The 25,622-nt window shown below is 68.3% G+C and carries 30 protein-coding genes; 7 read left to right on the top strand and 23 right to left on the bottom strand.

The genetic code is table 11. From position 1 onward, the window contains the following. Window positions 1–123: 123 nt before the first annotated feature. Both EBO15_RS21875 and EBO15_RS21870 read right to left on the bottom strand, forming a co-directional pair. Window positions 124–627: an NUDIX domain-containing protein gene (locus EBO15_RS21875; protein ID WP_122196289.1), complete on the bottom strand. Its 504-nt coding sequence runs from the start codon at window positions 625–627 to the stop codon at window positions 124–126. A 31-nt stretch (window positions 628–658) separates the two neighbouring features. Then, the gene (locus EBO15_RS21870) at window positions 659–1,240 is read right to left on the bottom strand and encodes a GNAT family N-acetyltransferase (protein WP_122196288.1); all 582 of its coding nucleotides are present in this window, start codon (window positions 1,238–1,240) and stop codon (window positions 659–661) included. Between the two features lie 164 nt (window positions 1,241–1,404). Here EBO15_RS21870 and EBO15_RS21865 point away from each other — a divergent pair, with 164 nt between their 5' ends. Then, on the top strand, window positions 1,405–1,962 hold the full coding sequence (locus EBO15_RS21865) for a DUF6368 family protein (protein ID WP_147481605.1): 558 nt from the start codon (window positions 1,405–1,407) through the stop codon (window positions 1,960–1,962). A 100-nt stretch (window positions 1,963–2,062) separates the two neighbouring features. Here EBO15_RS21865 and EBO15_RS21860 read toward each other — a convergent pair whose 3' ends face one another. After that, window positions 2,063–2,701 (bottom strand): hypothetical protein, encoded by a 639-nt coding sequence (locus EBO15_RS21860; protein WP_147481604.1) that lies wholly within the window; start codon window positions 2,699–2,701, stop codon window positions 2,063–2,065. An 88-nt stretch (window positions 2,702–2,789) separates the two neighbouring features. On the opposite strand from EBO15_RS21860, the gene EBO15_RS21855 reads away from it, so the two are divergent. Further along, complete coding sequence (locus EBO15_RS21855) at window positions 2,790–3,257, top strand: MarR family winged helix-turn-helix transcriptional regulator (RefSeq protein ID WP_122196285.1); 468 nt, start codon at window positions 2,790–2,792, stop codon at window positions 3,255–3,257. 15 nt (window positions 3,258–3,272) lie between these two features. Here EBO15_RS21855 and EBO15_RS21850 read toward each other — a convergent pair whose 3' ends face one another. Continuing rightward, window positions 3,273–3,833, bottom strand: a complete 561-nt coding sequence (locus tag EBO15_RS21850) for a helix-turn-helix domain-containing protein (RefSeq protein WP_158628319.1) — start codon at window positions 3,831–3,833, stop codon at window positions 3,273–3,275. 100 nt (window positions 3,834–3,933) lie between these two features. On the opposite strand from EBO15_RS21850, the gene EBO15_RS21845 reads away from it, so the two are divergent. Beyond that, on the top strand, window positions 3,934–4,293 hold the full coding sequence (locus EBO15_RS21845) for a hypothetical protein (RefSeq protein ID WP_147481602.1): 360 nt from the start codon (window positions 3,934–3,936) through the stop codon (window positions 4,291–4,293). Between the two features lie 202 nt (window positions 4,294–4,495). Here the strand turns inward: EBO15_RS21845 and EBO15_RS21840 are convergent, their stop codons facing one another. Beyond that, a complete protein-coding gene (locus tag EBO15_RS21840; protein ID WP_199744725.1) occupies window positions 4,496–4,933 on the bottom strand; it encodes a DUF6879 family protein in 438 nt (145 codons plus the stop codon). Between the two features lie 553 nt (window positions 4,934–5,486). On the opposite strand from EBO15_RS21840, the gene EBO15_RS21835 reads away from it, so the two are divergent. From EBO15_RS21835 to EBO15_RS21830, 3 genes are all read left to right on the top strand, one after another. Beyond that, window positions 5,487–5,681 (top strand): hypothetical protein, encoded by a 195-nt coding sequence (locus tag EBO15_RS21835; protein ID WP_122196282.1) that lies wholly within the window; start codon window positions 5,487–5,489, stop codon window positions 5,679–5,681. A 62-nt stretch (window positions 5,682–5,743) separates the two neighbouring features. Then, entirely contained in the window at window positions 5,744–6,277 is a 534-nt protein-coding gene (locus tag EBO15_RS44350) for a DUF6879 family protein (RefSeq protein WP_158628318.1), read from the top strand. Between the two features lie 31 nt (window positions 6,278–6,308). Beyond that, complete coding sequence (locus tag EBO15_RS21830; RefSeq protein WP_158628317.1) at window positions 6,309–7,145, top strand: phytanoyl-CoA dioxygenase family protein; 837 nt, start codon at window positions 6,309–6,311, stop codon at window positions 7,143–7,145. Between the two features lie 102 nt (window positions 7,146–7,247). Here EBO15_RS21830 and EBO15_RS21825 read toward each other — a convergent pair whose 3' ends face one another. After that, window positions 7,248–9,851, bottom strand: coding sequence for an ATP-binding protein (locus tag EBO15_RS21825; RefSeq protein WP_199744724.1), 2,604 nt, complete (start codon window positions 9,849–9,851; stop codon window positions 7,248–7,250). On the opposite strand from EBO15_RS21825, the gene EBO15_RS21820 reads away from it, so the two are divergent. Beyond that, complete coding sequence (locus EBO15_RS21820; RefSeq protein ID WP_147481601.1) at window positions 9,832–10,206, top strand: hypothetical protein; 375 nt, start codon at window positions 9,832–9,834, stop codon at window positions 10,204–10,206. The two genes, EBO15_RS21825 and EBO15_RS21820, sit on opposite strands and share 20 nt — an antisense overlap. A gap of 133 nt (window positions 10,207–10,339) precedes the next feature. On the opposite strand, the gene EBO15_RS21815 is transcribed toward EBO15_RS21820, so the two are convergent. The 17 genes from EBO15_RS21815 to EBO15_RS21745 all read right to left on the bottom strand — a co-directional run bounded on the left by EBO15_RS21815 (window position 10,340) and on the right by EBO15_RS21745 (window position 25,582). After that, window positions 10,340–10,543, bottom strand: coding sequence for a protein-L-isoaspartate O-methyltransferase family protein (locus tag EBO15_RS21815; RefSeq protein ID WP_122196279.1), 204 nt, complete (start codon window positions 10,541–10,543; stop codon window positions 10,340–10,342). A 579-nt stretch (window positions 10,544–11,122) separates the two neighbouring features. Beyond that, window positions 11,123–11,992, bottom strand: coding sequence for a methyltransferase domain-containing protein (locus EBO15_RS21810; protein WP_233616351.1), 870 nt, complete (start codon window positions 11,990–11,992; stop codon window positions 11,123–11,125). A 285-nt stretch (window positions 11,993–12,277) separates the two neighbouring features. Next, window positions 12,278–12,523, bottom strand: coding sequence for a hypothetical protein (locus EBO15_RS21805; RefSeq protein WP_122196278.1), 246 nt, complete (start codon window positions 12,521–12,523; stop codon window positions 12,278–12,280). Window positions 12,524–12,621: 98 nt separating this feature from the next. Beyond that, window positions 12,622–13,485 carry a helix-turn-helix domain-containing protein gene (locus tag EBO15_RS21800; protein ID WP_158628316.1) on the bottom strand — a complete coding sequence of 288 codons (864 nt, stop codon included), beginning with the start codon at window positions 13,483–13,485 and terminating at the stop codon, window positions 12,622–12,624. Window positions 13,486–13,492: 7 nt separating this feature from the next. Next, on the bottom strand, window positions 13,493–14,002 hold the full coding sequence (locus tag EBO15_RS44345; RefSeq protein ID WP_158628315.1) for a DUF6879 family protein: 510 nt from the start codon (window positions 14,000–14,002) through the stop codon (window positions 13,493–13,495). Beyond that, window positions 13,971–14,246, bottom strand: a complete 276-nt coding sequence (locus EBO15_RS21795; protein ID WP_122196276.1) for a hypothetical protein — start codon at window positions 14,244–14,246, stop codon at window positions 13,971–13,973. The genes EBO15_RS44345 and EBO15_RS21795 overlap by 32 nt, the downstream gene beginning before the upstream one ends. Before the next feature lie 308 nt (window positions 14,247–14,554). Continuing rightward, a complete protein-coding gene (locus tag EBO15_RS21790; protein ID WP_199744723.1) occupies window positions 14,555–14,758 on the bottom strand; it encodes a DUF397 domain-containing protein in 204 nt (67 codons plus the stop codon). Continuing rightward, a complete protein-coding gene (locus EBO15_RS21785; RefSeq protein ID WP_122196275.1) occupies window positions 14,755–15,618 on the bottom strand; it encodes a helix-turn-helix domain-containing protein in 864 nt (287 codons plus the stop codon). The genes EBO15_RS21790 and EBO15_RS21785 overlap by 4 nt, the downstream gene beginning before the upstream one ends. Window positions 15,619–15,690: 72 nt before the next feature. Continuing rightward, a complete protein-coding gene (locus EBO15_RS21780; protein ID WP_122196274.1) occupies window positions 15,691–16,059 on the bottom strand; it encodes a cupin domain-containing protein in 369 nt (122 codons plus the stop codon). Between the two features lie 446 nt (window positions 16,060–16,505). After that, complete coding sequence (locus EBO15_RS21775) at window positions 16,506–18,155, bottom strand: bifunctional 3'-5' exonuclease/DNA polymerase (protein WP_122196273.1); 1,650 nt, start codon at window positions 18,153–18,155, stop codon at window positions 16,506–16,508. A 51-nt stretch (window positions 18,156–18,206) separates the two neighbouring features. Beyond that, the gene (locus EBO15_RS21770; protein WP_233616350.1) at window positions 18,207–19,721 is read right to left on the bottom strand and encodes a metallophosphoesterase family protein; all 1,515 of its coding nucleotides are present in this window, start codon (window positions 19,719–19,721) and stop codon (window positions 18,207–18,209) included. Window positions 19,722–19,867: 146 nt separating this feature from the next. Then, window positions 19,868–21,523: a solute symporter family protein gene (locus tag EBO15_RS21765; protein ID WP_122196272.1), complete on the bottom strand. Its 1,656-nt coding sequence runs from the start codon at window positions 21,521–21,523 to the stop codon at window positions 19,868–19,870. Continuing rightward, window positions 21,520–21,933 (bottom strand): DUF485 domain-containing protein, encoded by a 414-nt coding sequence (locus EBO15_RS21760; protein ID WP_122196271.1) that lies wholly within the window; start codon window positions 21,931–21,933, stop codon window positions 21,520–21,522. The genes EBO15_RS21765 and EBO15_RS21760 overlap by 4 nt, the downstream gene beginning before the upstream one ends. Before the next feature lie 267 nt (window positions 21,934–22,200). Next, window positions 22,201–22,599 (bottom strand): YccF domain-containing protein, encoded by a 399-nt coding sequence (locus EBO15_RS21755; protein WP_122196270.1) that lies wholly within the window; start codon window positions 22,597–22,599, stop codon window positions 22,201–22,203. 68 nt (window positions 22,600–22,667) lie between these two features. Beyond that, the gene (locus tag EBO15_RS44340) at window positions 22,668–22,814 is read right to left on the bottom strand and encodes a hypothetical protein (RefSeq protein WP_158628314.1); all 147 of its coding nucleotides are present in this window, start codon (window positions 22,812–22,814) and stop codon (window positions 22,668–22,670) included. 212 nt (window positions 22,815–23,026) lie between these two features. Continuing rightward, on the bottom strand, window positions 23,027–23,911 hold the full coding sequence (locus tag EBO15_RS21750) for a diacylglycerol/lipid kinase family protein (protein ID WP_122196269.1): 885 nt from the start codon (window positions 23,909–23,911) through the stop codon (window positions 23,027–23,029). A 6-nt stretch (window positions 23,912–23,917) separates the two neighbouring features. Next, window positions 23,918–25,582 carry an FAD-binding oxidoreductase gene (locus EBO15_RS21745; protein ID WP_122196315.1) on the bottom strand — a complete coding sequence of 555 codons (1,665 nt, stop codon included), beginning with the start codon at window positions 25,580–25,582 and terminating at the stop codon, window positions 23,918–23,920. Between the last annotated feature and the right edge of the window lie 40 nt (window positions 25,583–25,622).

The raw sequence follows: 25,622 nt of genomic DNA, 5'->3' as shown, positions 1-25,622 counted from the left end.
CACGCCCTAGCCCCCCCAAACGCGTCCAGCTGGCCCCCACCGCCACCGACCCCGAAACCTGCCGCCGCCTGTGGGACCTCTCCGAACAGCTCACCAACCAGCCCTTCGCCACCACAACCTGAGTCACCAGCCGGTACGAGCGAGGGGCCGTCCATGCTGAAGGTAGGCGGTCCGACCAGTGGCCAACGCGACGGAACACGCCCGAACCCGCCGCACCATGTGCTCTGCCAGCAGCCCGTCCCACTCGTCCATGGCCGCCAGGCGCCATTCGAACAGCTCGTCGCCCGCCAGGCGCACCCGCCGCTCGGCCTCGGCTCCCGTGATCAGACCACCGTCGAACAGGTAGTTGACCAGCGCCGGACGCCCATCAGGCTGAGGCGGAACCCAGTCGACCACGAGGAGCTCTCCGGGAGCCAACTCCAGCCCGAGTTCCTCCTGGACCTCCCGGCGCGCGGTCTCCCACGGGTACTCGCCGTGCTCCATCGCACCGCCGGGGATCTCCCACGTGTCGTCCCGATACGCGGGACGAACCAACAAGATGCGCCCATCGGGGTCGTGCAGGATGGCCCCCGCACCGGCAATGTGCTTCGGCAGGCTGTCGTAGTACTGCTCCGGAGGCAGGCTCACACACTCACGCTAGGTCCGCTCCCGCACGACGTCACCAGGACGTCGCCTCCCACATCGTGCGGGTCATCTCGTACTCGACCTCACCGAGGTGCGTGTCCGGCAGCGGATCGTCGAACTGCGGGTAGTACGTGCGCACGTAGCGCATGCCGATGGCCCGCATGACTCCGATGGATCCGGCATTGACGGCCATGGTCTGGGCGATCACGCGACTCTGCCCGATCGTGTCGAAGGCGTGCCGCAGAAGGACGCGGGACGCCTCGCTGGCCAGGCCCTGCCGCCAGTGCCGGCGGACAAGGCGGTACCCCAGATCGCAGACGGTGGGGTCGTCGGGCTGATCGGGACCATGCGCGGGCGGCAGCATCATGAGCCCGACGAACTCGCCTTCCTCTCCTCCATCGCAGAGGTGGGCCGTCCAGAAGCCCAGCCCGTCCACCTTGCCCGCCATGGCCATCCGCCGCTGATGAGACGCGGCCACTTCGTCCCTGGTCGGCGTCCGAGCGTCGAGATACCGCAACACCTCGGGATCCGAGTCGAGCTGAACTTCCAACTCGAGATGCCGATCGGCCAGCGGTACCAGCAGCAAACGCTCAGTGCGCAAGATCGGTTGAGCCATGCGCCAACCGTGTCACGCACGCCTCAGCGAAACGACCGCTTTTCTCCCCAGCCGCATCCGGCCGTTGCGTGGTGCTCCGGGGCAGGACGCCGACCAAGATGATGGCCGCATGCCTGTCCTGGTCAGGTTGGCGCGGCTGCACTCATCATCGCTAGCCTCCTGGGATGGCTGGACCAGCCCTTGTGATCGATCTGGCGGAGCCCCTCCTTCTGGCCACGTTGTGTGAGCTCCGCACGATGATGCGGGAGCTCTCCTCGCATTATGAGGAGATGCGGCCGGGGCTCTTCGACGTCAGCGTGCCCGCGACGCGCCTGGGGATCCGGAATTGGCGCGAGGGGGACGACTCGGAGCAGGAAGAGCACCGGCCGTTCCTGGTCTCCTTGATAGGACCGGGCATAGGTGACGAGGACGTCTTCGACGCCGAACACGCCGATGAGCCCGAGGTGGAGGCCGTCCTGGGGTTCCGGCCCACGCACGCCGTCAACGTCATCGCCGGCTGCAACCGCTGCCTCGACCATGTGGCCACGGCCTTGCTGGCCGCCACCGTCATGGACGTGATCGGGGGCTTCGTCAAGGCCGAGCTGCGGCCCGGACATGGGCCCGACATCGCCGACCTCCCAGGCATGGTCGGGATCATCGGCGGCCAATGGCCGACGGCATTGGGTACTGCGGAGTTCTTGCGCTCCTGGGTCAGGGAGCCCGGCTTCCGGCTGGTCAAGTAGTCCTGCTGGAGCAGCTGCATCACGGTGTCCGCAGGGATTTGCGGTAGATGCAGGGTCTGCCGACCAGGTGCCTCACCGAGTGGCTGTCGGGGGCGGGTGTTCACTGCCAGGGGTAGTGGGTGGTGACCGGTCTTGGGGCGGGGAGGGGCTGGGCGGCGAGGCGCTTGACCGACCGGGGGGTTTCGCCGATCTGGAGTGCGGATACGCGCTCCCCGATCCGCACGGTGGCGTAGGAGCCCTGCCGGGGGACGTCGTCCGGGATCGCGATCTGGTGGACGCCGGCGGCGAGTTCGCCGTCGAGGATGAGCACTGACTGGGCGACCGGTTCCGGCGGGACGAAGGTCGCCCAGAGTCCTTCCACCTTGACGGGGGCGGCGTCGCCGAGCGCTATGCGGAACAGGCGCGCGGACGGGTCGTACTCCACGCCGGACGGCGCTCCACCCGCATACTCCTCGACCTGCGCGACCACCAGTGGCGCGATGCCGCCGAGCCCCTGGAGGAAGCTCACGCGGGGGTTGAGTTCGTGGATGTCCGTCCGTAGCCGCTCTTTCGTCGCCGGCGGGACCATGCCGCCGAAGACCACGAGATCGACCTCGCCCAGGTCGTAGTCGTTGAGGAGCGTGTCGAACTGGTTGCTCGCGTTCGCGCCGTAGCCGCGGTCTCGCAGCATCGCGACGGCATCGAGCAGAACCGACGCGCTGCGTCCGACGATGAGCACGCGCTCTGTCCTGACCGGCATCCTGGCTCCCTTTGTTGGTGACACCAATGTTGGCACCACCAACATAGTAATCGTTGGACGCGCCAACAAGTGGCCTACACTTGGGATCATGCGCGAGCACGTCGCACCTCACCGCATCCCGGATCGACTCAAGGAGCGGCCCACGTGGCTGCTGGGGCAGGCCGCCGCGCGGGCGTCCTCCCTGCTGGCGGCGGGGTTCGCCGAGCATGGGGACGGGTTGCGCGGGTACCACTACCGGCTTCTCGTCGCGCTTGAGCAGTGGGGACCGGAGAGCCAGGCCGACCTCGGCCGCGACACCGGCATCGACCGCAGCGACGTGACGGCGGCGCTCGGCGACCTCGAAGCGCTCGGCCTGGTCGAACGCACGGTCGACCCCGGCCATCGCCGCCGGAAGATCGTGTCGATCACAGAGTCCGGCTCGGCGACGTTGCGCAGGCTCGACGTCGTGCTCGACGACGTTCAGGAGGAGTTTCTCGCTCCGCTGTCGGCGGCTCAGCGTGAGCAGTTCGTCGAGATCATGCTGCTGCTCAACGACCAAAGAGCAACCGGATCCTAGGCACTCGGCCGCACGTCACGAAGGGGGCGTGCTCGGCCTGTCGGTGTGGTCCGGTTCGGGCGACGGGATGACCACGGTGGAGAACATGAGCCGCCTCCTGCCGGGCGCCGGGCCGTTGGCCAGGTAGGGGCGGAGGACGACGGCCATGGCCTGCGCCATCTCCTGGACCTCCTCGGGCGACAGGTACAGCGGGGCCTCCTGGAAGGCGAGGCCGTCCCGGATGGGGTCAGGGTCGGGCCCGTCGAAGTACTCGTCGAACTCCGCCAGCAGGCCGGCGATGAGCGCGGTGACCACGTTGCAGTGGTCCTCCGTGGTCATCGTCCGGGCCTGGTCGGCGCCGATCCTGGCCGCGTCCGGGCGCAGCGCGTAGGTGTGCTCCACCGCTCCCCTCGCCTGCCGCTCGCCGACCGAGACGATGACCCCGCCGTCCGCCAGGGCCTTGATGTGGCGGTAGAGGCTCGCCGGCGGCACGTCGCCGAGTTGCTCGCGCAGCTCCGCCGGGGTGGACGGGTTGCCGATCAGCTTCTTCACAATCCGAACCCGCACGGGGTGCATCAGCAGGTCTGCGCTGCCCATCCGCCCGGCCTCCCGAGGCTTGACATTGTTATCATTCTCGATAACGATACCATTCGAGGTCGACGCCACCAAGGGTTCGACACTGTCGAGGAGGAGAACCATGGCGAAGCTCGTCATCAACGGAGACCGGCTCACCGTCACGCTGACCGCCTGGGAGAAGACCAAGGCCGTTCATGGTGACGTCACGGTTCCGCTCGACGCCGTCCGCGAGGTGACGGTGGTCGAGCACCCGCTCGACGCACCCAAGGGCCTGCGCTTCCCGGGCACCAGCGTCCCCGGGGTCACCAAGGCCGGCACCTGGGTCTCGAACGGGGAGCGCCAGTTCGTCCTCGCCTCCCGCGGCGACCGCGCGGTTCACATCGCCCTGGCCGACGGCCGCGGCGACTTCGACGAACTCATCGTCGCCACCGAGAACCCCGAGGCCGAAATGGCCGCCATCCGCGCCGCCGCCAACCTCTGACCACCCCACGACGCGGATCCCGCAGCACCCACATGCGCAAGGCCCCCCGCCAGCGGGGGCCTTCGTGTTCTCGGTCCCGGTCATCAAGCAGGACGCAAGGAACCCACGCTCCAGCTCCAGAACTACCGGGCGACGGACCGACGCGACGCGTCCAGCAAGCCGGAACCAACGGGCCGCCCCAGCCTCGGCCCCGACAGCTGAGCTAGACCCGGTACTCCGCGTGATCCACCCCGCGTTCCCAGACCGCCGCGAAGGCCGAAGCGCAGGCCGCGACGGTCGCGGGGGCTCTTGACACCGCGGACCCGGCCGACTGTCCGTCCCCGGAGAAGAAGTAGAACAAGGCGACCTCGTCGTCCAGGAGCCAGCCGTCGCACCCGGGGACGAGCAGGTCCCAGGTATTAGTCCTGGGCACCCACCTGATCCGTTCACCGCCCGCGATGTTCACACGCCCGGTGACCGCATGCTCGAAACGGATGTAGTCACTGACCGGCTCGGACACGATCCGCACACGCCGCATGTCCACCCCGCGCGACACGGCCTCGCGCGCGGTGTCGGTCCAGGGCGAGTACAGCCGAAACGTCTCCTCCCGATCGCCCTTCTGCCATGCGAGGTAGGCCGGGTCGTTTCGGCAGGTAGACATCACGCAGTTCCAGCTTCAGAGCCGACCGAGCGGACGCCTCCAACAGGTCGGCGAACGACGTCAGGGTGGGTTGCGAGGAACTCACGGGCGACCTCCACGTAGAGCGGCAGAGCCATAACGGATTCACTGCTGCCCAGCGTTCAACGACCGGCCCTTGCTCTTCAGCTTCGCCGGTTCCCGCCGGACAAGACAGGCCAGGTAGTTCAGGGTCGAACACAACAAGACAGCGAAGCACAATAGAACAGAACGTGAAACCTCTGCCTGCGGGGGCGGAGCAGAGACCACCTCTCCTGCCAGGAATTCTTCACGTCCACGGCCAGCCACGCCGCCCGCGATCACGCGGTGATCAGCAACCCCGAAGAGCCTGCCCGAAGAGGCTCATTCTGTACCAAAGTTCACATAAGGAGATCATGTGCCACGATCGACTATTTTGGGCGCGAACATAACCACACAAATAGACACTCATCGCAGCTTGACCTTCAAATATCACTTGACTCTACGTCGTACTCAGGATATGAGTGGGAGAAAGTCTGACAGGTCGAGGGGATATGCAATGAAGCTAAAGCTGATCGGCGGATCCGGATGCGGCAACGGCCCCTGCCCTGCCGTTTATGAGACCGATAACAAGACCATCGTTGTGCAGGGCTTCGTCGTCGACCCCGCCCAGGCCGGCCTGGATCTTCCACCTGGCGAAACCGCAGTCGAGATACCCCGCTACATCTTGGAGCAGGCACTGAACGCGGAGTGACGGCCGCAGATGCACGCCACGAACCCCGACCGACCTGAGGGAGACCTGTCATTATCCTGAACATGGAGCAGTTCGGGCGATTTTTCACCGAATTCAAATCTTCCGCCACCCGGATCGAGACACTCGACATCTACACGGTCGAGGAGGAGCGCGAGAACCTCGATCTCTACCTCAAGGGCGCCCCGCTCCCACCGGCCCGCAACCAGGAATGGGCGGCGAATATCCGATCATGCGTCGCCGAAGGCAAATACATGGGCCGGGTTCACATCATCGATCACACGCTGACTCCATATCTCCAGTTCGAGATCGACTGGTACTACGCGATCAACGGTGCAGCCGGCGAGGACATCCGGTTCATTCATCGCGAGAACGTTCCGGATCTGGTCTACACTGACACCTGGCTCTTTGACGAGAAGACGGTTCTCGACCTCAGCTACAACACCAATGGCGAGCTCCTCTACGTCAACCATAACGAAGATCCAGAAAGGCTGGACCAAGCCATCGCCGCATGGCGGGAATTCCACCGGAGGTCATTCACGCTTGCCGAGTTGCTGGCCACGATCCGAGCGAGCGAATTGCCTATTCCTGGTAGATAGCTCTCCCCCGAAGCGGCCTGAGTGGAGGTGGATGGTGGACACCGAGGGCCGGCCGGGCCTGCGTACCGATTTTGTCCTCAACGACCAGGTGAGGGATTATCCGACCAGGTCGGTGGAGTGCACGATGGATCCCCGAGACCTCGATGAGCTGGTCCGGACCGGTTTCCTGGTGCGTCGAGGCATCTTGAATCCACAGGTGGCCACGTGGCTTGCCGGCATCGTTCTCAAACTGGCACGGTCCGAGCAGAAGTGTCCTGAGGCCGAGTACCTCCCTGGCCAGAGCATCTATATCCGTGCCCTGCTCGACAAGGACGCCGCGTTCCACCGCCTGCTCCGCCTTGAGCCGGCGTTGTCGATTGCGCGTTCTCTACTCGGCCCGCAGGTATGGGTGGATCTGGAAGCCCGGCTGAACTATCAGGGGCAGAGCGGGGTCGCGGTACCGTGGCACAGCCACCTACCGGTGATCCCCGACCCATTGCCGCCGTTCTTCAGCTACCCCCACCAGATTCACTGTCTGATCTACCTTGACGAGGTCACCGAGCTGGAAGGCCCTCTGTGCCTTATTCCTGGCTCGCACATGGAGCCGGAGCTGCGGATTCCGCTCGGCGATCAGAATGACCAGCCGGGGCAGGTCAAGCTCTACTTCGAGCCCGGTGACGCGGTGTTCATCCACGCCAACCTCTGGCATCGAACCATCCCGTCCAGCCCTGGCGCCGGATTCCGCAGGCTGCTGCTGCTCGGCTACGTGCCTTCCTGGGTCAAGGCCGATGTCAGCCGTGGCGCGCTGGCCGAGCGGCCGTTGACAGCGGACCTGATGCGGACTGCGGATGCCGAGACCCGAGAGCTGCTGGGTGAGTTCACCTGGTAGCCGCATAGTGGCGGCTTACACGGTGGTGAGCTGGTCTGGCTCCATCATGGAAGGACGGCTGCGTACTCCAGCGGGCGCCAGATCCTTGACCGATAGCTTCTTTCACTCGCGGCTCCGCGACGATCCACCCGTCGTCGGATAGGCAGAGCCGCCGTCCGCGGTCTCCAGCCAGGACCGGAACGCGGCGGACTTTCTGTCCGGGTAGCCGCTGAGGATGGCAAGGGCCTGCGTACGTAGCCGGTCGGCCTCATCCTGGCCTCCAAGCGAGCTGAGTGCAGTCGCGAGGTGACCGAGGCTGGTCGCGTGTTTCCATTGATCACCGAGCTGTTGGTGGACGGCTGCGGCGTGGCGGTGGAAGCCGACAGAGTCGGCAGCCCGTCCCAGGTCGATGTATGCCCGTCCGGTGCCTTCGATGGCCATCGCCTCGCGGCTGAGGTCGCCTTCCTGCCGAAAGACAGCGGCGGCACGCTGGCAGGATACGAGTGTTTCACCTGCCTGCCCGTTCGCGCGCTGGGCCTTGCCGAGATAGAGCAGGGCGGTTCCCTCCCAGAGTTGGTTTCCCATTTCTCGGGCGATCTCGACTGCGGCCTCGGCTGTGGCCAGGGAATCGCCGGCCTGGTCGCGCTGGCGGTGAAGCAGGCTGAAGGCAGTGAGGACCATGGACTCGTACAGCCGGTCGCCGAGCTCCCGAAAGATGCGAAGGGACTCGGTCAAAGGGCTTTCTGCCTGGTCTGAGTGTTGCTGTTGGAGTTGCGTGTAGCCGAGGCTGTAGAGGATCGTTGCAGTCCAGTAGGGGTCGTCGAGTCTGCGGACGATGGTGAGGGCGTCGGTCAACTCCGACGCGGCATCGTCGAGGCGATGGGCGAACAGGTGCACCCAGCCGAGACCGTTGAGGGCCTTGACGGTGCTGAGCGGGTCTTCGAGTTCGCGGTGGATGTCAGCCGCGGCCCGGTGGTATGCCTCGGCCTCGTCGAGCCGCAGAGTCATCCGGCTGAGTCGGCCGAGGCTTTCACACAGGACCGCCTCCTGCTCACGCAGGCCGAGTCGCCGCACTGCCTCCAGCCCGATCTGGGAGGTCGTCCGCCAGTCTTGAAAGTGGTTATGGCTCGCGTAGATCCGTTCGAGGGCGACGGCCAGGCGCCAAGCCAGCTGGAACAGCCCGGTTCCTGCGGCAGCCCGGACCGCGCCCACCAGGTTGGACCTCTCCTCCACGTACCACTGGGCGGCGCGGGACCGGTCCTCAAAGGCCACCGGCGTGATCCCTGGCACTGGCTCAAGAGTGAACAGCAGGGTCGTGTCGTGGGCGAGGGACAGTACACACTGGTAGGCGGAGTGCAGGTACCACGTGCAGATGCGCTCGATCGCCGCGAGTTGCTCCGCTTGGCCGATCTCATACCGAGCCCGATCGACGGCGTAGGCACGCAGAAGATCATGGAACTGGTAGCGGTCCGCACCTTTGTGCTCCAGCAGACACGCCCCGACAAGAACGTCCAGCGAGTTGCGGACGCGGTCCGCTTCATGCCCTGCCAGGACGGCCGCTGCGGCCCGGCTGATGTCGCCGCCAGGATGCATCCCCAGCAGGCAGAACAGGCGAGCGGCACTGCTGGGGAGTGCCCGGTAGGACCAGGCGAAGACGGTACGGACGGCGTCTGCCTCGTCCTCGTCGCCGGTGGAAAGCGCGTCCCAGAGCGCCGACTCATCACGCAGATCGACGATCAGCTCGCTCAACGGCATGGCGGGATGGCTTGCAGCGCGTTCAGCGGCGATCCGCAGCGCGAGCGGTAGGTAGGCGCATAGCCGCGCCAGCTCGGCGATGTCCGCCGGGTCGTCGCCGGTCCGATAGTCGCTGGTGGTCGCGGTCAACAGCTCGACGGCCTGCGCCTCGGTGAGCGTGTCGAGGGTCGTACGGTGTGCGCCGTCCCGGACGACCAGCCCGGATAGCCGACTACGGCTGGTCACGATCGCGAGGCTGCGACTGGTACCCGGGATCAGTGGCCGGACTTGGCCGACCGTCCCCGCATTATCGAGAATGATCAACATCTGCCGGTCGGCAAGGATCGACCGATACAGCGCGGACTTGGCCTCGACCTCGCCAGGGATGGCCATGGCAGGCACTCCGAGCGCGAGCAGGAACTGTTCCAGCGCCTGATCGGCGGTCACCGGGACACCCGGGTCGTAGCCCCGTAGGTCCACGTACAACTGGCCGTCGGGGAACCGGTCACGAACCCTGTGGGCCCAGTGCAACGCCAACGAGGTCTTCCCGACCCCGGCCGTTCCCGCGATCACATAGGCAACGACCGTGTCGGCGTCCGCCTGCCGCTCCGCAAGCAGCACGTCGAGTTGGGCGAGGTCCGCCACCCGATTGATGAACACCCTGATGCCGCGGGGAAGCTGCTGCGGAGCCGCATCCGGTGACCCCCGCCCGTAGTGGAAATGAATCCCGCCATTGACATCGCGGGCCTGCACCACATCACCAGCGTTACCCGCTAGATGGGAATATGTCCCGCCAGAAGCGGCGTCACGCGGAATCTCCTGCATGCCCTCCACCCAGTAGCAGATCGCCCCCAGCCTACAATCGCGCTCCGGCTTGGAGAACCTCTCCCACCGGCGGACACGCAACCCTGGCCAACTTCCGCCGGCTGTGCTGAACTGCGTAAGTAAGTCGCTGATCAGGATGGTGGCATTGATGTCGGATCCGATGACCATAGCGATCGCTACGGCTATGGCCGGTAAGGCTGTCGAGGTGGCGGGCGAGCCGGCCAAGGAGGCGGTGGCCGGCATCGTTCGTAGGGTCCGCGACCGGTTCCGTGGGCGCTCGGACGAAGCCGTTCTGACCGCCGCTGCGGCGAACCCCGACTCCACGACTCACATGGATGAGTTCGCGCTGGCGCTCCGGCGCCTCATGACCGAAGATCCCACCTTCCGAGCCGAACTCGAAGTCCTGTGGAACCAGGTAGAGACGAGTTCGACAGTCCAGCATGGCGTCGTCAACAACTTCCATGGCCAGGCGGAGAAAGTCATCATGACCGGCGACATCGATGGCGGCCTGACGATCAACTAACGCGGTGACGGTGGCCCCGGCTTCGCCAGTCTGGCCAGCGAGCTGGCCCGTTCGTTGGCCTGGGGCGTGCAGGGCATCGCCGCCGACCACGCTCGCACGGGTGTGAACGGTGCTGACGTCGATCGGGACGGCTTCAGGGATGCCCGGCCGCCGACCGCGCCAACGCCGGATCCACTTCCAGCGTGGTCACGTTCTCGGCTCCGACCCGCGCTGACAGGAGCGCGGCGGTCCACCCCGATCCGGTGCCGATCTCCAGTACTCGGTGATGGTCACAAGGGGCGAGCGGGTCCAAGAACTCGGCCACCACGGTAGGCATCGACAGCGAGGACGTCGCCATGCCTTCGCCCTCGGTGCGGCCGTCCTCGAACTGGGTGATCAGTGGCTGGTCCAGGGCGACCCCCCGTTCCCACTCGACGGGATCGGCGTCGCGGTCGATCCGCGCCCAAGGGCCTGGGGCCGATGTCGGCCCAGGCCCTTGGGTACGCGAACAGGCTGCGCGGAACGCGCTGCATCACCTCACGCCAGTCGGTCACGGTAACTACGTCTTCCCGTCGATAGGGTTGCCGTTGGTGCCGTCCCGCTTACCGCCGTGCCCGCCGCCCTTCTGGCCATCGCCGCTGTTCCCAGGTGTCTACCCTCGTCGCCCTTGCCGCCTTCGCGTCGTCCCATCGCCGTGCTCTCTTCTCGGCCCTCCTGCAAGGCCGGTCGCCATGCCGGCAACTCGGTTCCTCAGCGCCCCAAGCGTGATCTCCTCAGGCCCTGTGCCGGGCCTCCACACCTGGACATCCGTGCCGTACCTGGACATCCGTGCCGTTCGGACGGACGATCGTCCACCACCCGCGGCTAACCTCCTGGGCACTGCTCGTGCCCTGTCGGCAGGCAGGTAGCGCTGGACGCCGGGGAAGCCGACCTCGCCTTAGGGAGTGAAGGGGTTGTCAGGTGAGTCGAGCCAGATCTGTTGCCCGTTGTGGGTGACGGTGACGCCGTAGCGTGTGACATCAGGCTTGCCGGCGGCGGCCCATCGGTCTTCGGCGTCATCGACGGCTTCCAGGGACACGTGCTGTGCGCGAAGCGGCATGAACGGGGACGGACCGACGCACCGGCCCTGGGCCATGCCGTCCTCCTGGACCTTGAGAGCCGCGAGCGGCCATTCAGGATGAACGGTGGGCGCCAACGGGACCAGGATCAGCCCGCCGGGCCGGGTCTGCTCCACCCATGCGTGCGGGACCGTATGAGCTGAGGCCGTGGCGATGACGCGGTCGTAGGGCGCCCCGGCCGCGTGACCCAGTTCTCCGTCCCCGACGACGACCTTCACACGGAATCCGGCCGACTCCAGCGCCGCTCGAGCCCTGGATGCCACCACAGGATCGATCTCGATGCTCACGACCTTCTCCACCCCGACGAGGTGCGCCAGGACGGCCGCGTTGTAGCCGGTGCCCGTACCGATCTCGAGCACCCGCATACCCGGCCGCACGTCCAGCGCCTCGATGAGCCGAGCCATGATGAAAGGCGCACTGCTCGAACTGGTGGACACCATCCCCTTGCCGGTAGCCGGATCGCATACCTCCGCCGGGAGGGCCGGATCAGGAGCGACCCGGGTCACGATCGGGGCATCCGCGCTCACCTGTTCCCGCCACCGTGTGGGGTCCTCGGAGCGGTGCAACGGCTCCAGCCGACCAGCGTCGTCACGCACGAAGATCTCATCCGGGATGAACGGCTCCCGGCCGACAGCCGCGACCGCCTCACGGGCGTTCACTGCTTCCCCGATCCGTTGCACATCACGCACGGCCTCCAGACCTTGTTGCCGTCGTCGGACTCCCACTTACCGCCCTTGCCATGACATGCCGAGCAGTCCACTTCCCTCTTGTGCTTGCCCATACTGCTGCCCCTCCCAAGTCCGGCGCGGCCGAACGCCATGCCTTAGGAACCGAGACCGCCCATCGGACGGGGATCAGTGGGTTCGGTGCTTGATCCAGGCTCGTCCGGCTTCGGCGGCCCGTGCCTGGAACCTCCGGGCGGACGGGTCGCAGGGTTCGCTCACTGAGAGCGGACACCACCCGCCCGGAGGGGTCTACTGATCCACTGGCCCGCCGCACTCGGGGCAGCCATTGAAGACATGGACCCTCGCCCCAGCGGGCACGTCACTGGACTCCTCGTCCAGAGCGGCAAGGTTCTCCTCGGCGTACATGCCGATCAAGGAGATCGTTGAGGGCAGCAGGCCATGTCTGCGCATCGCGTCCCGATAGGCGGCCTTCGTGATGTCGGCCGCCAACCTCAACACCGTCGACTCCAGCCGGACCGTTGTCGCACCGTCCATGTCACATGCTCCCGATCAGAACCCGAGCATCAGATCGGGCGTGCCACAGGCTGTCGAAGCTCATGGCCACGACGGTAGGAAGCCCTGACCAGCGACGGCTAGGAGGTTTCCCGAGTTTGCGCGTAGCCGCCTCGCGCCGTCTCGATCAGGGTCCGGGCCGCCTCGCCGTAGACAGCCATGCCGCGAAGCTGAGCGAACAGCCTTACGAAGAAGGCCAGTTCCTCCGCTCGTCTCGTGCGGAACCCACCTGACCACATCTCGCTGCGTACCAGCTGTTCGTCGAAGAGGTAGAAACCTTCGCCTGCCCGAACGGTCCGTTCTCTCCACGGCGGGATGATGCCGAGGGCGACATTCGGAAGCCGTGTGACCTGGAGCAGGAAATCACATTGCCCCGCCATAACAACCCGGCCACCAAAACCGTGCTCAAGTACTCCATGCTCGATCACGAACGAGTAGTTGTTCAGGCCGTTTCCCGCCGTGACGAGATGTTGACGAGAAAGGCGGGCGTCGGCAGCGGCCTCGATGTCCCCAAGAGGCACCCCGTGAAGGCGGGCACTTGCAGTAAGAACCGCGACGGTGTAGGCGTGCGTTTGGAGAATGCCGGGCACCATGTTCGCCTCGTAGGCCCGGAGCAGCCTCGTGCTTTCGTACAGAGGGGTGCTCCGGGACTGGATGTGGACCTGTCCAGCGCGCATCTCTCGCCTGTACTCCACCCACATCTGTTCGATCTCCCGAAGTACCGCGATCAACTCCGGGATCAGATGAGGGACGCCGCAAGCGCCGCACCACCTCCTGATGTCGTCCTCGGACGGATTCTGCCGGCCATGCTCAAGCCGGGAGATCTTGGTGTTGCGCATCCCCGATCGTGCGGCGAGCTCCCGCCCGGTCAGGTCGGCATCCAGGCGAAGGTCACGGAGCTTGATGCCGAACGCCTTCTTAGCTGCAGCGGCGCTGTCTGACACCTCTGGCTCAGGACCCCGTGTAGTACTCGCCATAGGGGATCGCCAGCGCCCACGCCGAACCGAACGCGCTGACGCAGAGCTTCGCCACCTCAGGTTCATCAGCGAACTGAATCTCAGCCCGCCGGTCGGCTCCGTCGAAGACGTTGAAGAGCACGATCTCACCATCGAGGACGAAGAAGTCATTACCAGGGAGCAGAACCGCCGAGGCGAGGCGTCGAGGGAGCCACCTCATTTCCTCGCCCGCGTCTATCGCGTTCTTGCTGGCATCAAGAATGAACCGATGGTAATCCGAGAGAGGTTCGGAGACGACTTTCACGCGTCGGGTCACGACACCGGCCGCGACCCTCGCCGCCGCTCGTTCTCCCCAGACGCTCACCGTGTCCTGGATGGATTGACCCGCCTGCCATGCGTTGAACGCGTCAGCGTCGACTTCATAGTTATCCCTCAGTTCAAGCTTGAGGATGGTCTTGGCAGACCGCAGAAGCTCACTGCGCCGCTCCACCGAGATCGATTCCATAGCGCTCCTTGACGTACGTGCGCACGACGAGATCCATGAGCGGATCAGGGAACTCGCAGAACGTCTCATCGTCTGCCAGGGAGCGGAGCTGAGCGGCCACCTGTGGGCCGCGTCGCTTGCCCTGTGCGATCCAACTTCCCCGGTTCGTCCGGTAGAAGGCCGGGCAGTCGTCCAGATCTCCGCTCTCTGGGTCCTTGCACACGAAGGTAGCGATCAGATCGTCGTCGTCGGCAGGTGTTCGCATGAGATTGTCTCCTCGCGGATCGTCGTTCGGCCGGGCGACAGAGCCACGATGGATTCACTGGGCGGCATCGGGCTGTGCATGGCGCTCGGCCAGGATCGTGGGGGCGGTGACGGTGTCACCGTGGAAGAGCCACGAGCCCCTCCTCGGCCGGTGTTCGCCTTGGGTGGCCCCACCCAGCGTCGCCGGGCGGCACAACCAGCACAAGCCGCCCCCCGAGCCACGACTTTGCTCACAGGGCGCGCGAGTGTAGAGACGATCGCGGTAGGTGGGTGGCGGCACGCCCGCCCGCAACCTGTGGCCCCCGCCCCTTACGCGTGGGGTCGCTCCTTGAGCACGGCGGCGAAGGCACGCCAGTCGGCGGGACGGACGACGAGCTGGGGGCCGCTCGGGTTCTTGGAGTCACGGATCGCGACGCGCGAACCAGCGTCAGCGACCTCCACGCAGTCCCCGCCGCCCTGACCACTTCGGCTGCTCTTGCGCCACGCGAGAGTACGGCTGCTTGGGGGGATCACTGGCTCACACCTCTCGTGGTCATACCCATCTCATGTGCAATCTGCCTGACGAACGCCGCGCTGTCCACAGTGTTGAACGCGCTGGAACGCAGGTGCTCGAAGGCGACGGACGCTCGCTTGAGCTCGGCAGGCTGCTCGTAGTACTGGCATCCGCCAAAGTGCTCGACGTACAGGACATCGGGGTAGTCATCGAAGCCCAGCAGGGTGAAGGGGCCGTCCAACGCGGAGTGGGTGCCTGCTCCGAACGGGATCACTTGCAGGGACACGTTCGGGAGCTGAGATATCTCGGCCAAGCGCACAAGCTGCTCGTGCATGACCGAGGGGCCTCCGACGATCCGGCGCAGCGCCCCTTCGTCCAGGACGTGCCAGACCTGGAGGCTGCGGCTGCCGTGCGAGGCGTCCAGTCGGGTCTGGCGCGCGAGGCGCACCTCGGCGATGCGGTCAGCGTCCTCAGGGCTGCGTGCGTAGGGGATCGATTGGAGGATGGCGCGGGCGTAGTCCGGTGTCTGGAAGATTCCGGGCACGAGGTGATTGTGGAAGCCGTAATACGTGTCGGCCTCGGCTTCGAAGGCGAGGTAGTCGCTGAAACCTTCCTTCACAACGTCCCGGTAGGGCTCCCACCACCCCGCTGTGCGCGCCTCCCGCGCGAGCTGAACAAGCGCGGAACGGCGCTCGGCGTTGAGGCCGTACACCTCGCAGAGCTCCATGACCTCGCCGACGGTGACACGCATCCAGGCGTTCTCAATGCGACTGATCTTCGCTTGGTCCCAGCCGACGCGTGCTGCGACTGGGGCTTCCTCGTCCTGGACGACGGGCGGCTGCGGGTCTGGTTCTCGCTGGTCCTCGAAGGTTGACGGCATGAGTCGGCCGCCTCCTCCCTCGGTTTCCGAGGGAGGAGGCGGCCTGGGCCCGCAACTCGGCCCGGGTCGGCGCTAGCCGATGACGACGATCTTCTGCAGAAGGCCGCCCGGGACGACGTAGCGCTCCCCCGGGTTCATGCTGTGCGCGGATCGTCCCGCGTAGTAAACGGTGATCCGGTAGCCGCCGGACCAGACCTCGTCGTAGTGGTCGTTCGAGTGGAGCGTCTCACCGCCGCCGTGCGGGAACTGGAAGCACTGGTCGTTCCAGCTGTAGTGCACGATCTTCACCGGCCATTTGATGAAGGGCCCGTAGCAGGCGACCCTGACGTACGACGGGGAAGCCGTCTTCGGCTTCGGCGACGAGGCTGAAGCAGGTGGCGCAGCGGCGAGGCCCGCGATGGCGATGGTGGCGGCGGCGAGTGCCGCGACCTTCTTTGGCATCTCTTCTCCCGGGAGCAGTGGAGGGCGCCGAACAGCTGACGCCGCGTGACGGCATCGTCGAACTGGCGGACGCGGCTCACACGCTCTGTTCAATGCGTGTGTCCGGACATGGCCAGGGCTTCAGCCTTCGGCCTGCTCTCCGGGGCCGTCAAGAGGGCAACGATGTCGCCGCATCGCCTTGTTATAGCCTCCCTAGGCGCTCTTCTCACGGGCTGGGCCGAGGCACTGCCGTGCCGGTGCCGCTCCAGAGCGCATGGCCGTCGGCGGCCGACGGTGACGGTCGATGACCGTCTCCGATCTTGGCGGCGGCCGTCGACAGATTGGTCAGCTGGGTGGTCTCCGTCTTCATGGTGAAGAGCGGGCCGTGGGCACGGCTTCACCAGCTGGTGCTCCTCGGTGTGCCGCTGGTTCCTGCCGTCCTGTTCGCGAAGGCTGCTCTCTGACGCCTACTTGGCGTCGGAGTAGCGCTGGACGATTGCGGACTCCATGGGGAACACGACCGGGGTGCGGCCGAAGAGGAGGTCGCCGGCTTCCTTCGCGGACGCCTCGATGGCGGTGACGACCTCGTCCGCCAGCGGGGTCGGGGTGTGGACGATGACCTCGTCGTGTTGGAAGAAGACCAGGTGGGGGTCTCCGAGGACCGTGAGGCGCTGGCGGAGGCGGGCCATCAGGGTCAGGGCCCAGTCGGCGGCCGTCGCCTGGACGACGAAGTTGCGGGTGAAGCGGCCACGGCTGCGGACGGCCGAGGCCGAGCGGGTGTCGTCGCCCGTGGACGTCAGTTCGCGCCACTCCCCCGACGGCGGCGGGCAGGTTCGGCCGAGGCGGGAGCGCACGAGGTGGCCGCGTTCTCCGGCTTGGGCGGCCGCTTCGACGAAGTCGAAGGCGTCGGGGAAGCGCTTCTTCAGCACGCCGAGGAGCTGCACCGCATCGCCCGTCCCGCCGCCGTACATGGCCGAGAGCAGCGCGAGTTTCGCCTTGTCGCGGGCGGTGAGGTCGGCGGACGGCGTGAACACGTCGGCGAGCGCGGCGTACAGGTCGCCCTGGGCGGCGGCGTCGGCGAAGGCGCGGTCGCCCGCGAGGGCAGCGAGGACGCGGGGCTCCAGCTGGGCCGCGTCCGCCACCACGAGGGACCAGCCCTCGTCCGCCACGACGGCCGAGCGAAGGACGCGCGGGATCTGGAGCGCGCCGCCGCCGTTGGTGGCCCAGCGGCCTGAGACGACGCCGCCGACCACGTATTCGGGACGGAACCGGCCGTCGTGCACCCACGTGTCCAGCCACGCCCAGCCGTGGGCGGTGTGCAGGCGCGACAGTTCCTTGTACTCCAGGAGCAGCGGGACGGCCGGGTGGTCGATCTCCTTCAGCACGTGCGCGCGCGTCGTCTTCACCTGGTATCCGGCCGCCGCCAGGGCCTTGACGATCTGGGCGGGCGAGTCCGGGTTCACGTGGCGGCCGAACGCGGTGCCGATCTTGTCGGCGAGGTCCTGGAGGCGGCGGGGGCGCAGGCCGCCGGACGGGCGGGGGCCGAGCATCTCGGTCAGCAGCGCGTCGTGCGCGGCCACCGACCAGGGCAGGCCCGCGTGCGTCATCTCGGCCGCGATCAGCGCCCCCGCCGACTCGGCGGCCGCGAGCGTCGCGAAGCCGGGCAGCGCGGCGATCCGCCGCTGCTGCTCGGCGTGGACGGCCACGATCGGCCCCAGGTCCTCGGCGTCGTCGGCGTCCTCGTCGTCGAACAGGGACGCCTGTGGACCGGCCTCCGCGGGCGGCGGACGGTCGTCCGGGACCGGCTCCCCGCGCAGCCGCGCCCACGCCGCCGCGACCGACCGCGGCTCGCCGTACCGCCCGTCGTGGCCGGACAGCAGGCTCTCGATCAGCTCCAGATCGTGGCAGCGCCCGACCCGGACGCCCGCCTCCACCAGCGCCCGGTACACCCGCGCGGACGACGACCACACCCAGCGCGGGCGGTCGGCGCGCTCGCGCTCGGCCACCGCCGCGACCAGCGACGGGACGGGCTCCGCGTCGCCCAGGGGCGTGCCGTCATCGGCGAGGGGCCGCAGCGTGCCCCCGCCTCCCGGCCCTACGGCGACGGCGATCCTCACCCGGACATTGTGCCGTCCGGGTCCGACAGAATCTCAGCCGAGGGCGGGACCTCAGCCTAGGGGGATGGTGAACTCGTCCTCGATCGGCGGGTCGGTCTCGTGGTCTCCGCAGCCGGTGACCGCGTAGCAGCGGACGCGCAGTTCGGTCTCCGTGACGTCCAGGCGCAGGAAGCTCTTGAAGAACGGCGGGTTGTCCCAGTCGGCCATCTCCGACCGGAAGCGCTGCGGGACGCGCTTCACGGGCAGCCGCCGGAGCTTGCCGCGCCGCCGCTTCCCGCGGGGGACGCCGAGGAGGGCCGCCACGAACCGCGCCCGCAGTGACACCTCCTCGTCCCGGTAGGTGCGCCCGGGGTGGATGCCGAGGCGCTTCTCGACGGCCGCCGTCGCCTCCCGTGGCGTCAGGTTGAACAGCCAGGGCATCCGGAACCAGCGGCCGTACAGCTGGCTGTACCGGGACAGGGAGTCGCCGCGCAGCGGATAGCAGCGGAAATCCGACTCGTCCACGATCGTCGTCTTCGGAATGATGTGGGTCGCGTGCATGAACGCGCCGCCGCCGCCCGACACGACGTACTGGAGCGTCCGGTCGCCGACCTTGACCGGGAACCGCTCGTAGTTGTGGATGTCGCCGCCGATCGCCGCCACGTAGTTGTTCGCCGGGTCGCGGACGATCGCGTCCACGGTCCCGCCGCCCTCGATCTGGTCGGGGTGGCTCATGTCCTCCACGACCAGCGGCTTCCCGGTCACCAGCAGCTTCGGCTTCGGCCCCGCCGACACCCCCGCCAGCCAGCGTCCCTGCTCGTCGTCGATGCCGCCGAGGATGCCGGTGTCGATGCCGATGATCCGCAGCGTCGGGGTGTCGATCGCCCAGTACGGCGCGGGCTGGAGCGCCCGCTGCCCCGGCGCGCCCCGGTACCGCGACCGGATCTCGGCGAGTTCCGGCCCGTCCACGACGCCCGACTTGCGCCAGAGCCGCTTCGCGAGCCAGGTGAACCGGCCGTTCCAGGACGGCGTGCAGTCCATGTCGAACTGGCAGAACACGTTCAGGAAGCCGCGCAGCCCGTCGTACCAGTCGTGGTTGCCGGGCACGGCGTAGATCGGGCCCGGGTATCCGGCGTAGGGGCGGAAGAACTTGTCCTCGTAGTCTCCGGTGTCTCCCGTCGGGTAGATCACGTCCGACGCGATGACGAGGAAGTCGGTGTCGGCGCCGACCGACAGCAGCGGCGGGACGACGGCGTACTGCGACCGGTCGCCCTCGCCCGTGTCGCCCATGAGGATGAACGAGAACTCGCTTTCCGGGCGGTGCATCGTGAGCGAAGCGGGCGCGCCGCGGCGCTCGCTCAGCGCGGCGAGCGCCCGCTTGCGCAGCTCGTTGGACGGGTCGCCCCAGAGCCGCGCCACCACGTCGTTCCGCGACCGCCACAGGACGCTCGGACGCCGCCACGAGAACGCCCGCACGTGCTCGGGCATCAGCCGCGGGAACGTGCCCGGCCGCCCGCACACCCACCCGGCCCCGGCCTCGGACGTCCGGGAGTTCTCGACCTCGTGCGGCCGATCTTGGGCGTGCATGAAGAAACCTCCGGGGGGTGGGGGTTCCCCCACCTTCCCCGGAGGTCTCCGCGGACGTCAAGCTGACACGATGGCCGGATTCACTCCTTCGTATCCGAACCGTCCAGAACGTCCGTCATGGCGTGTTCGCCGCCGGGCGGGAACCGTCAGTACGCACCCTCGCCGGTGAGGGCGCGCACCTCCAGCTCGGCGTACTTCTCGTCGGTCTTCTCCCTGGTCAGGACCGTCCCGAGGTAGGCGCAGAGGAACCCGATCGGGATCGAGAACAGGCCCGGGTTCTGCATGTGGAACGGCGCGACGGTGTGCTCGCTGAACAGCGCGTCCGGATTCCCCTTCGGGATGGTCGCGGACTTGCCGCCCCAGCAGATCGGGCTCAGCAGGACGAGCCCGACCGCCGACACGAGGCCGCCGTAGATGCCCGCGACCGCGCCGGCCGTGTTGAACCGCTTCCAGAACAGCGAGAACAGCAGCGTCGGCAGGTTCGCGGACGCGGCGATCGCGAACGCCAGCGCCACCAGGAACGCCACGTTCAGCCCGCGCGCGAAGATCGACAGGACGATCGCGACCGCGCCGATGACCAGCGCCGACACGCGGGCCACCTTCACCTCGTCCCGGTCGCCGGTCCTCCCCCGCCGGAACACGTTGGCGTAGAGGTCGTGCGCGAACGAGGAGGACGACGCGAGCGTCAGCCCGGCGACGACGGCGAGGATCGTGGCGAACGCGACCGCCGCGATGATCGCCAGGAAGACCGCGCCGCCGGTCGTCCCGGCGCCGCCGCCGAGCTTCTCGGCGAGCTGCGGGGCCGCGGTGTTGCCGCCCTTGTCCTGCTCCATGATCGCCTTGCTGCCGACCAGGGCCGCCGCGCCGAACCCGATGACCAGCGTCATCAGGTAGAACACGCCGATGATGCCGATCGCCCAGTTGACCGACGTCCGGGCGGCGCGCGCGTTCGGGACGGTGTAGAAGCGGATCAGGACGTGCGGCAGGCCCGCCGTCCCGAGCACCAGCGCGAGGCCCAGCGACAGCAGGTCGAGCTTGGACCACACGTCGGTCGCGCCGTACTTCAGGCCCGGCTGGAGGAACCTGTCCCCCTTGCCCGAGCTGTCGGCGGCCGCGCCCAGCAGGTGCGACAGGTTGAAGTCGAACTTCGACAGCACCCACACGGTCATGACGACCGCGCCGATCATCAGCAGGACGGCCTTGACGATCTGCACCCAGGTGGTGCCCTTCATGCCGCCGACCACGACATAGAAGATCATCAGCGCGCCGACCACCACGATCGTCCAGATCTTGGCGGCCTCGCCGTGCGTGCCGAGCAGCAGGTTGACCAGCGCGCCCGCGCCGACCATCTGCGCGAGCAGGTAGAAGATCGACACCACGATGGTGGAGATCCCGGCGGCCGCGCGGACCGGGCGCTGCCGCATCCGGAAGGCCAGGACGTCGGCCATGGTGAACCGGCCGGAGTTGCGCAGCATCTCGGCGACCAATAGCAGCGCGACCAGCCACGCGACCAGGAACCCGATCGAGTACAGGAACCCGTCGTAGCCGGACAGCGCGAAGATCCCCGCGATGCCGAGGAAGGACGCGGCGGACATGTAGTCGCCGCCGATGGCCAGGCCGTTCTGGAGGCCGGTGAACTGGCGTCCGCCCGCGTAGAAGTCCGCGGCGGTGCGGGTCTGCCGGCTGGCCCGGATCGTGATGTAGAGCGTGATCGCCACGAAGACCGCGAACAGGACGAGGGAGATCGTCCGGTGCTCGGCCTTCGATGTCGCGGCGACCGCGAGGACGTGGTGCGCGTTCACTCGGCCACCTCCTCACCGGCCGCGGGACGGGTCTCCCCCGCCGGGTCGGAGCTCGTGGCGCCGGTGGTGGCGTCCGTGGGGACGCCGGCGGCGAGCGGTTCGAGCGTCCGGCGCGAGTAGCGCTCGTAGGCGACGGCGATGAGGAAGGTGGACACGAACTGGAGCAGTCCGAAGACGAGGGCGACGTTGACGTCGCCCCAGACCTTCTTGGCCATGAAGTCGCGGGCGTAGGCCGACAGGACGACGTAGAGCAGGTACCAGAGCAGGAAGGCCGCCGTCAGCGGGAAGACGAAGCGGCGGAACGCGGACTTGAGCCGCCGGAACTCCGGGCTCGCGTCGATCCTCAGGTAGGCCGCCTCGTCCAGGCCACCGCCGTGGGACTCCGGCCGCCGGGTGGGCTCCGTGGTCATCGATCACCTCCGGGAGTAGATCCCTTACCGAATGTCACCGTGATCGGGCGCAACGATGCCCTACGGAGGTGGCCGGGACAGGCCGACCGACCAAGAACTTGGTCGGTCGAACGAACCGGATATCGCCCCGATGCTTTACCGATGCCCGAATGTGATGCGAATCACAGTGATTCCGCCGCCGATGGACAGAACCTGACCCCGGCGGCCTGCGGCGTGGAGGTGCGGGGAACAGGGGCGCGGCACGGGGCCGCGCCGGCTACGACGGTGCTACGCGACGCCGAAGGTGCGCGGGTCGTCGGTCGAGACGATCTCCCGGCCGAGCGGGGTCAGCGAGATCGGGACGAGCTTGAAGTTCGCGATGCCGAACGGGATCCCGATGATCGTGATGCAGAGCGCCACACCGGTGACGACGTGCCCGATGGCGAGCCAGATCCCGGCGAAGACCAGCCAGATCGCGTTGCCGACGCAGGACCCCGTCCCGGCGTCCGGGCGCTTGACGACGGTCTTGCCGAACGGCCACAGCGCGAACGCCGCGATGCGGAACGAGGCGATCCCGAACGGGATGGTGATGATCAGGATGCAGCAGATGATCCCGGCGACGGCGTAGCCGAGCGCCATCCAGAAGCCGGCGAAGACCAGCCAGATGATGTTCAGTAGGAAGCGCACGCTGTCAACTCTAAGCCCTCAGGTCGTTCTACCGCCGACTTTGAGTGTCACCGGGCCGAGGAAGCGGGTCAGGTCACGCTTCTGATGGGGATCGGCCGGACGTCCCCGGACGCGGCGGACGCCGGTGCCACCCCCATGGACACCGGCGCCACCACGGCGAGGGCGTCTGCGGTCATCATGAGTCCCCCCAGAACGGCGACGAATCGCCTTCTCATGATGCCTCCACAGACGGCCCTGGTCCCAGCAGAACCGGGACGCACTTAGAACACTAAGTGGACATCCGTAATGCCCGCGTAAACCCGCCCAAATGCCCTGGGCAAGTCTCGAATCCGCAGGTCAACGCCCTGATACCCGCCGTCCCCGCCGGCCACCCCGTCGGCCCCGTCGGCCGTCCCCGTCCGCCCCCGCCTGCCCCGGGGCGGGAAGGTCAGGGGGCCAGCACGCGGAGGGCGCCGGGGAGGACCTTGACGGTGACCGGGAGCTCGCCGGGGAGCTCCCCGTCCGCGCCGTAGGGCAGGACACGGCCCGGGTCGTCCAGCTCGATGCGGATCTCGCGGCCGCGCAGGACCTCGACCTCCGGACGGCGCACGTGCGAGCCGTCCTCGAGCTCGCGCATCACGGCGAAGAAGATCCGCTTCGGGCCGTGCTTGACGACGACCACGTCGAGCAGGCCGTCGTCGACCGAGGCGTCCGGGGCGACGTGGCGGCCGAAGCCGTAGTAGCCGGAGTTGGCCGCGATGACGGTGAAGCCGCGGAAGCGGTGCTCCTCGCCGTCCACCGTGATCCGGTAGCCCGCGGGCTTCCACGACGCGACGGCGCGGAGCGCGCCCACGTAGTAGGACGCCGAGCCGCGCAGCCACCGGGACCGGTTCGCGTTGAGGTTCGCGACGGCGTCCACGCCCGCGTAGACGCTGCCGAGGACGGGCACGCCGTTGGCCTCGATCGCGTCGACCGCGCGCGGCTCGCCGTTCAGGAGCAGGTCGGCGAGCGCGTCCGGCCCGGTGGGGATCGCGAGCTGCCGGGCGAAGTCGTTGCCGCGCCCGGCCGGGACGATCCCGAACACGGCGTCCGTCCCGACCAGGGCGCCGCCGACGCAGCCGACCATGCCGTCCCCGCCGACGCCGAGCACGACGTGACCGGCGTCGGCCGCGCCGCGGGCGAGGGCCGTGGCGTGCTCGAGGCCGCGGCTGTACTCGACGACGAGCTCGGCCCCGGCCTCGCGCAGCGCGCGGGCGAGGGGGATCAGCGTCGCCGCCGAGGCCGAGCTGCCCGCCGTCGGGTTGACGACGGCGGTGAACACACGGGGGGTCATCGGGGGCTACTCCTCGGCGGCCTGGGGGAACCGGTCGTCACTGGGGGAAGGGGCCTCTCCCCGCACCCGCTCGCCAGGCCCGGCCTGGAAGAGGATGCCGGGATTCAGGATGCCGGACGGGTCAAGGGCCCCCTTCACCGCCCGCAGCACCGCGACGCCGAGTTCGCCGGTCTCCCGGGCGTACCAGTCGCGGTGGTCGGTGCCGACGCCGTGGTGGTGGCTGATCGTCCCGCCCGCGGCGAGGATCGCGTCGTTCGCGGCGTGCTTGGCCTTCTCCCAGTGCGGGACGGCGTCGGGGCCCTGCGCGGAGACGACCGTGAAGTACAGCGACGCCCCGGACGGGTAGACGTGCGAGATGTGGCACATGACCAGCGGCGGCGTCCCGGACCCGGCGAGCGTGTCGGTGAGCGCCCGCCGGACGCCCGCGTAGAGCGCGGGGATGTCGGCCCAGAACGCGGCCGTCTCCAGTGTCTCCGCGAACGCGCCGACGTCGAGCAGCGCGTCGCGCATGTACGGGGCGTTGAAGCGGCCGTGCTCCCACTTGTCGCCGGGCTCCGCGCCGAGCGGCTCGCCGCCCAGCCCGCTGAGGACGTCGTGGATCCTCGCGCGGCGGGCCTCGATCTCGTCCGGGGTGCCCTCCAGGCCGAGGATGACCAGGCACCCGGACGCCGACAGCCCGGCGCCGACGGCGGACGGGTCGGCCAGGCCGATCATCGTCTCGGTCTCGTCGGAGAGGCGCAGGACGGTGGGGAGCGGGCCGTCCTGGGCGAGGGCGCGCAGCGCCGTGGAGCCGGTCGCGAAGTCCGGGAAGCGCCAGCCCTCGTACGCCTGGGTGTCCGGGACGGGCCGGATCCGCACCCGGACGGAGGTGATGACGCCGAACGCGCCCTCGGAGCCGAGGACGAGCTGCCGCAGGTCGGGTCCGGCGGCGGACTTCGGCGCGCGGCCGAGGTCGAGCGTCCCGGACGGGGTCGCGACGGTCAGGCCGACGACCATCTCGTCGAACCGCCCGTACCCGGCGGACGCCTGGCCGCTGGAGCGCGCGGCGGCGAACCCGCCGATCGTCGCCCACTCGAACGACTGCGGGAAGTGGCCGAGGGTGTAGCCGCGCTCGCGCAGCATCTCCTCGGCGCGGGGGGCGCGCAGGCCCGGCTGGAACTCGGCCGTGCGCGACACCTCGTCCAGCTCGACGAGCCCGTCGAGGCGGCGCAGGTCGAGCGCGACGAACGCGGTCAGGCCGGACTCGTCGGCGCCCGCGGGCGCGAGGCCGCCGACGACGGACGTCCCGCCGCCGAAGGGCACGACCGCGACGCGGTGCTCCGCGCACGCCGCGAGGACGGCGAGGACCTCCTCGTGCGCCCCCGGCAGGACGACCGCGTCGGGCGCGTCGTCCACCTGACCGGCGCGGACGCGCAGCAGGTCGGGGGTGGACTTGCCGCGCGTGCGGCGGACGCGGGTCTCGGCGTCGGTGCGCACGTGCCCGGCGCCGACGGCCTCGCCGAGCGCGGCGAGGGCGGCCGCGGAGAGCCGTGACGCCGGCGGGACGATCTCGTCCAGGGCGAGCGGCGCGGCCTCGGCCGGCTTCACGCCCAGCAGGTCGCGGAGCAGCCCCACGACCGACTCGGGCAGGGGCGTGGCCCGGGCCGGATCGCCCCACCCGCTCCACAGCATGTCCCCGGTTCCCACCGCGCCTCCAAGTGGCTCAACACGT

Origin of the sequence: Actinomadura harenae (assembly GCF_003696215.1) — a bacterium.
GTDB classification, from domain to species: Bacteria; Actinomycetota; Actinomycetes; order Streptosporangiales; family Streptosporangiaceae; genus Spirillospora; species Spirillospora harenae.
The sequence above is the reverse complement of the archived record's forward strand: the minus strand, read 5'-3'. Positions and strand labels throughout refer to the sequence as shown.

Coding starts and splice junctions, on each gene's coding strand:
- EBO15_RS21780 (WP_122196274.1), bottom strand. CDS start 16,059: ATGCCAAAGAAGGTCGCGGCACTCGCCGCCGCCACCATCGCCATCGCG.
- EBO15_RS21830 (WP_158628317.1), top strand. CDS start 6,309: ATGGTGGACACCGAGGGCCGGCCGGGCCTGCGTACCGATTTTGTCCTC.
- EBO15_RS21865 (WP_147481605.1), top strand. CDS start 1,405: ATGGCTGGACCAGCCCTTGTGATCGATCTGGCGGAGCCCCTCCTTCTG.
- EBO15_RS44345 (WP_158628315.1), bottom strand. CDS start 14,002: ATGGAATCGATCTCGGTGGAGCGGCGCAGTGAGCTTCTGCGGTCTGCC.
- EBO15_RS21770 (WP_233616350.1), bottom strand. CDS start 19,721: ATGCACGCCCAAGATCGGCCGCACGAGGTCGAGAACTCCCGGACGTCC.
- EBO15_RS21815 (WP_122196279.1), bottom strand. CDS start 10,543: ATGGCGACGTCCTCGCTGTCGATGCCTACCGTGGTGGCCGAGTTCTTG.
- EBO15_RS21870 (WP_122196288.1), bottom strand. CDS start 1,240: ATGGCTCAACCGATCTTGCGCACTGAGCGTTTGCTGCTGGTACCGCTG.
- EBO15_RS21855 (WP_122196285.1), top strand. CDS start 2,790: ATGCGCGAGCACGTCGCACCTCACCGCATCCCGGATCGACTCAAGGAG.
- EBO15_RS21840 (WP_199744725.1), bottom strand. CDS start 4,933: ATGTCTACCTGCCGAAACGACCCGGCCTACCTCGCATGGCAGAAGGGC.
- EBO15_RS44340 (WP_158628314.1), bottom strand. CDS start 22,814: ATGAGAAGGCGATTCGTCGCCGTTCTGGGGGGACTCATGATGACCGCA.
- EBO15_RS21845 (WP_147481602.1), top strand. CDS start 3,934: ATGGCGAAGCTCGTCATCAACGGAGACCGGCTCACCGTCACGCTGACC.
- EBO15_RS44350 (WP_158628318.1), top strand. CDS start 5,744: ATGGAGCAGTTCGGGCGATTTTTCACCGAATTCAAATCTTCCGCCACC.
- EBO15_RS21820 (WP_147481601.1), top strand. CDS start 9,832: ATGTCGGATCCGATGACCATAGCGATCGCTACGGCTATGGCCGGTAAG.
- EBO15_RS21785 (WP_122196275.1), bottom strand. CDS start 15,618: ATGCCGTCAACCTTCGAGGACCAGCGAGAACCAGACCCGCAGCCGCCC.
- EBO15_RS21750 (WP_122196269.1), bottom strand. CDS start 23,911: ATGACCCCCCGTGTGTTCACCGCCGTCGTCAACCCGACGGCGGGCAGC.
- EBO15_RS21860 (WP_147481604.1), bottom strand. CDS start 2,701: ATGCCGGTCAGGACAGAGCGCGTGCTCATCGTCGGACGCAGCGCGTCG.
- EBO15_RS21760 (WP_122196271.1), bottom strand. CDS start 21,933: ATGACCACGGAGCCCACCCGGCGGCCGGAGTCCCACGGCGGTGGCCTG.
- EBO15_RS21825 (WP_199744724.1), bottom strand. CDS start 9,851: ATGGTCATCGGATCCGACATCAATGCCACCATCCTGATCAGCGACTTA.
- EBO15_RS21850 (WP_158628319.1), bottom strand. CDS start 3,833: ATGGGCAGCGCAGACCTGCTGATGCACCCCGTGCGGGTTCGGATTGTG.
- EBO15_RS21745 (WP_122196315.1), bottom strand. CDS start 25,582: ATGCTGTGGAGCGGGTGGGGCGATCCGGCCCGGGCCACGCCCCTGCCC.
- EBO15_RS21835 (WP_122196282.1), top strand. CDS start 5,487: ATGAAGCTAAAGCTGATCGGCGGATCCGGATGCGGCAACGGCCCCTGC.
- EBO15_RS21795 (WP_122196276.1), bottom strand. CDS start 14,246: ATGCGAACACCTGCCGACGACGACGATCTGATCGCTACCTTCGTGTGC.
- EBO15_RS21805 (WP_122196278.1), bottom strand. CDS start 12,523: ATGGACGGTGCGACAACGGTCCGGCTGGAGTCGACGGTGTTGAGGTTG.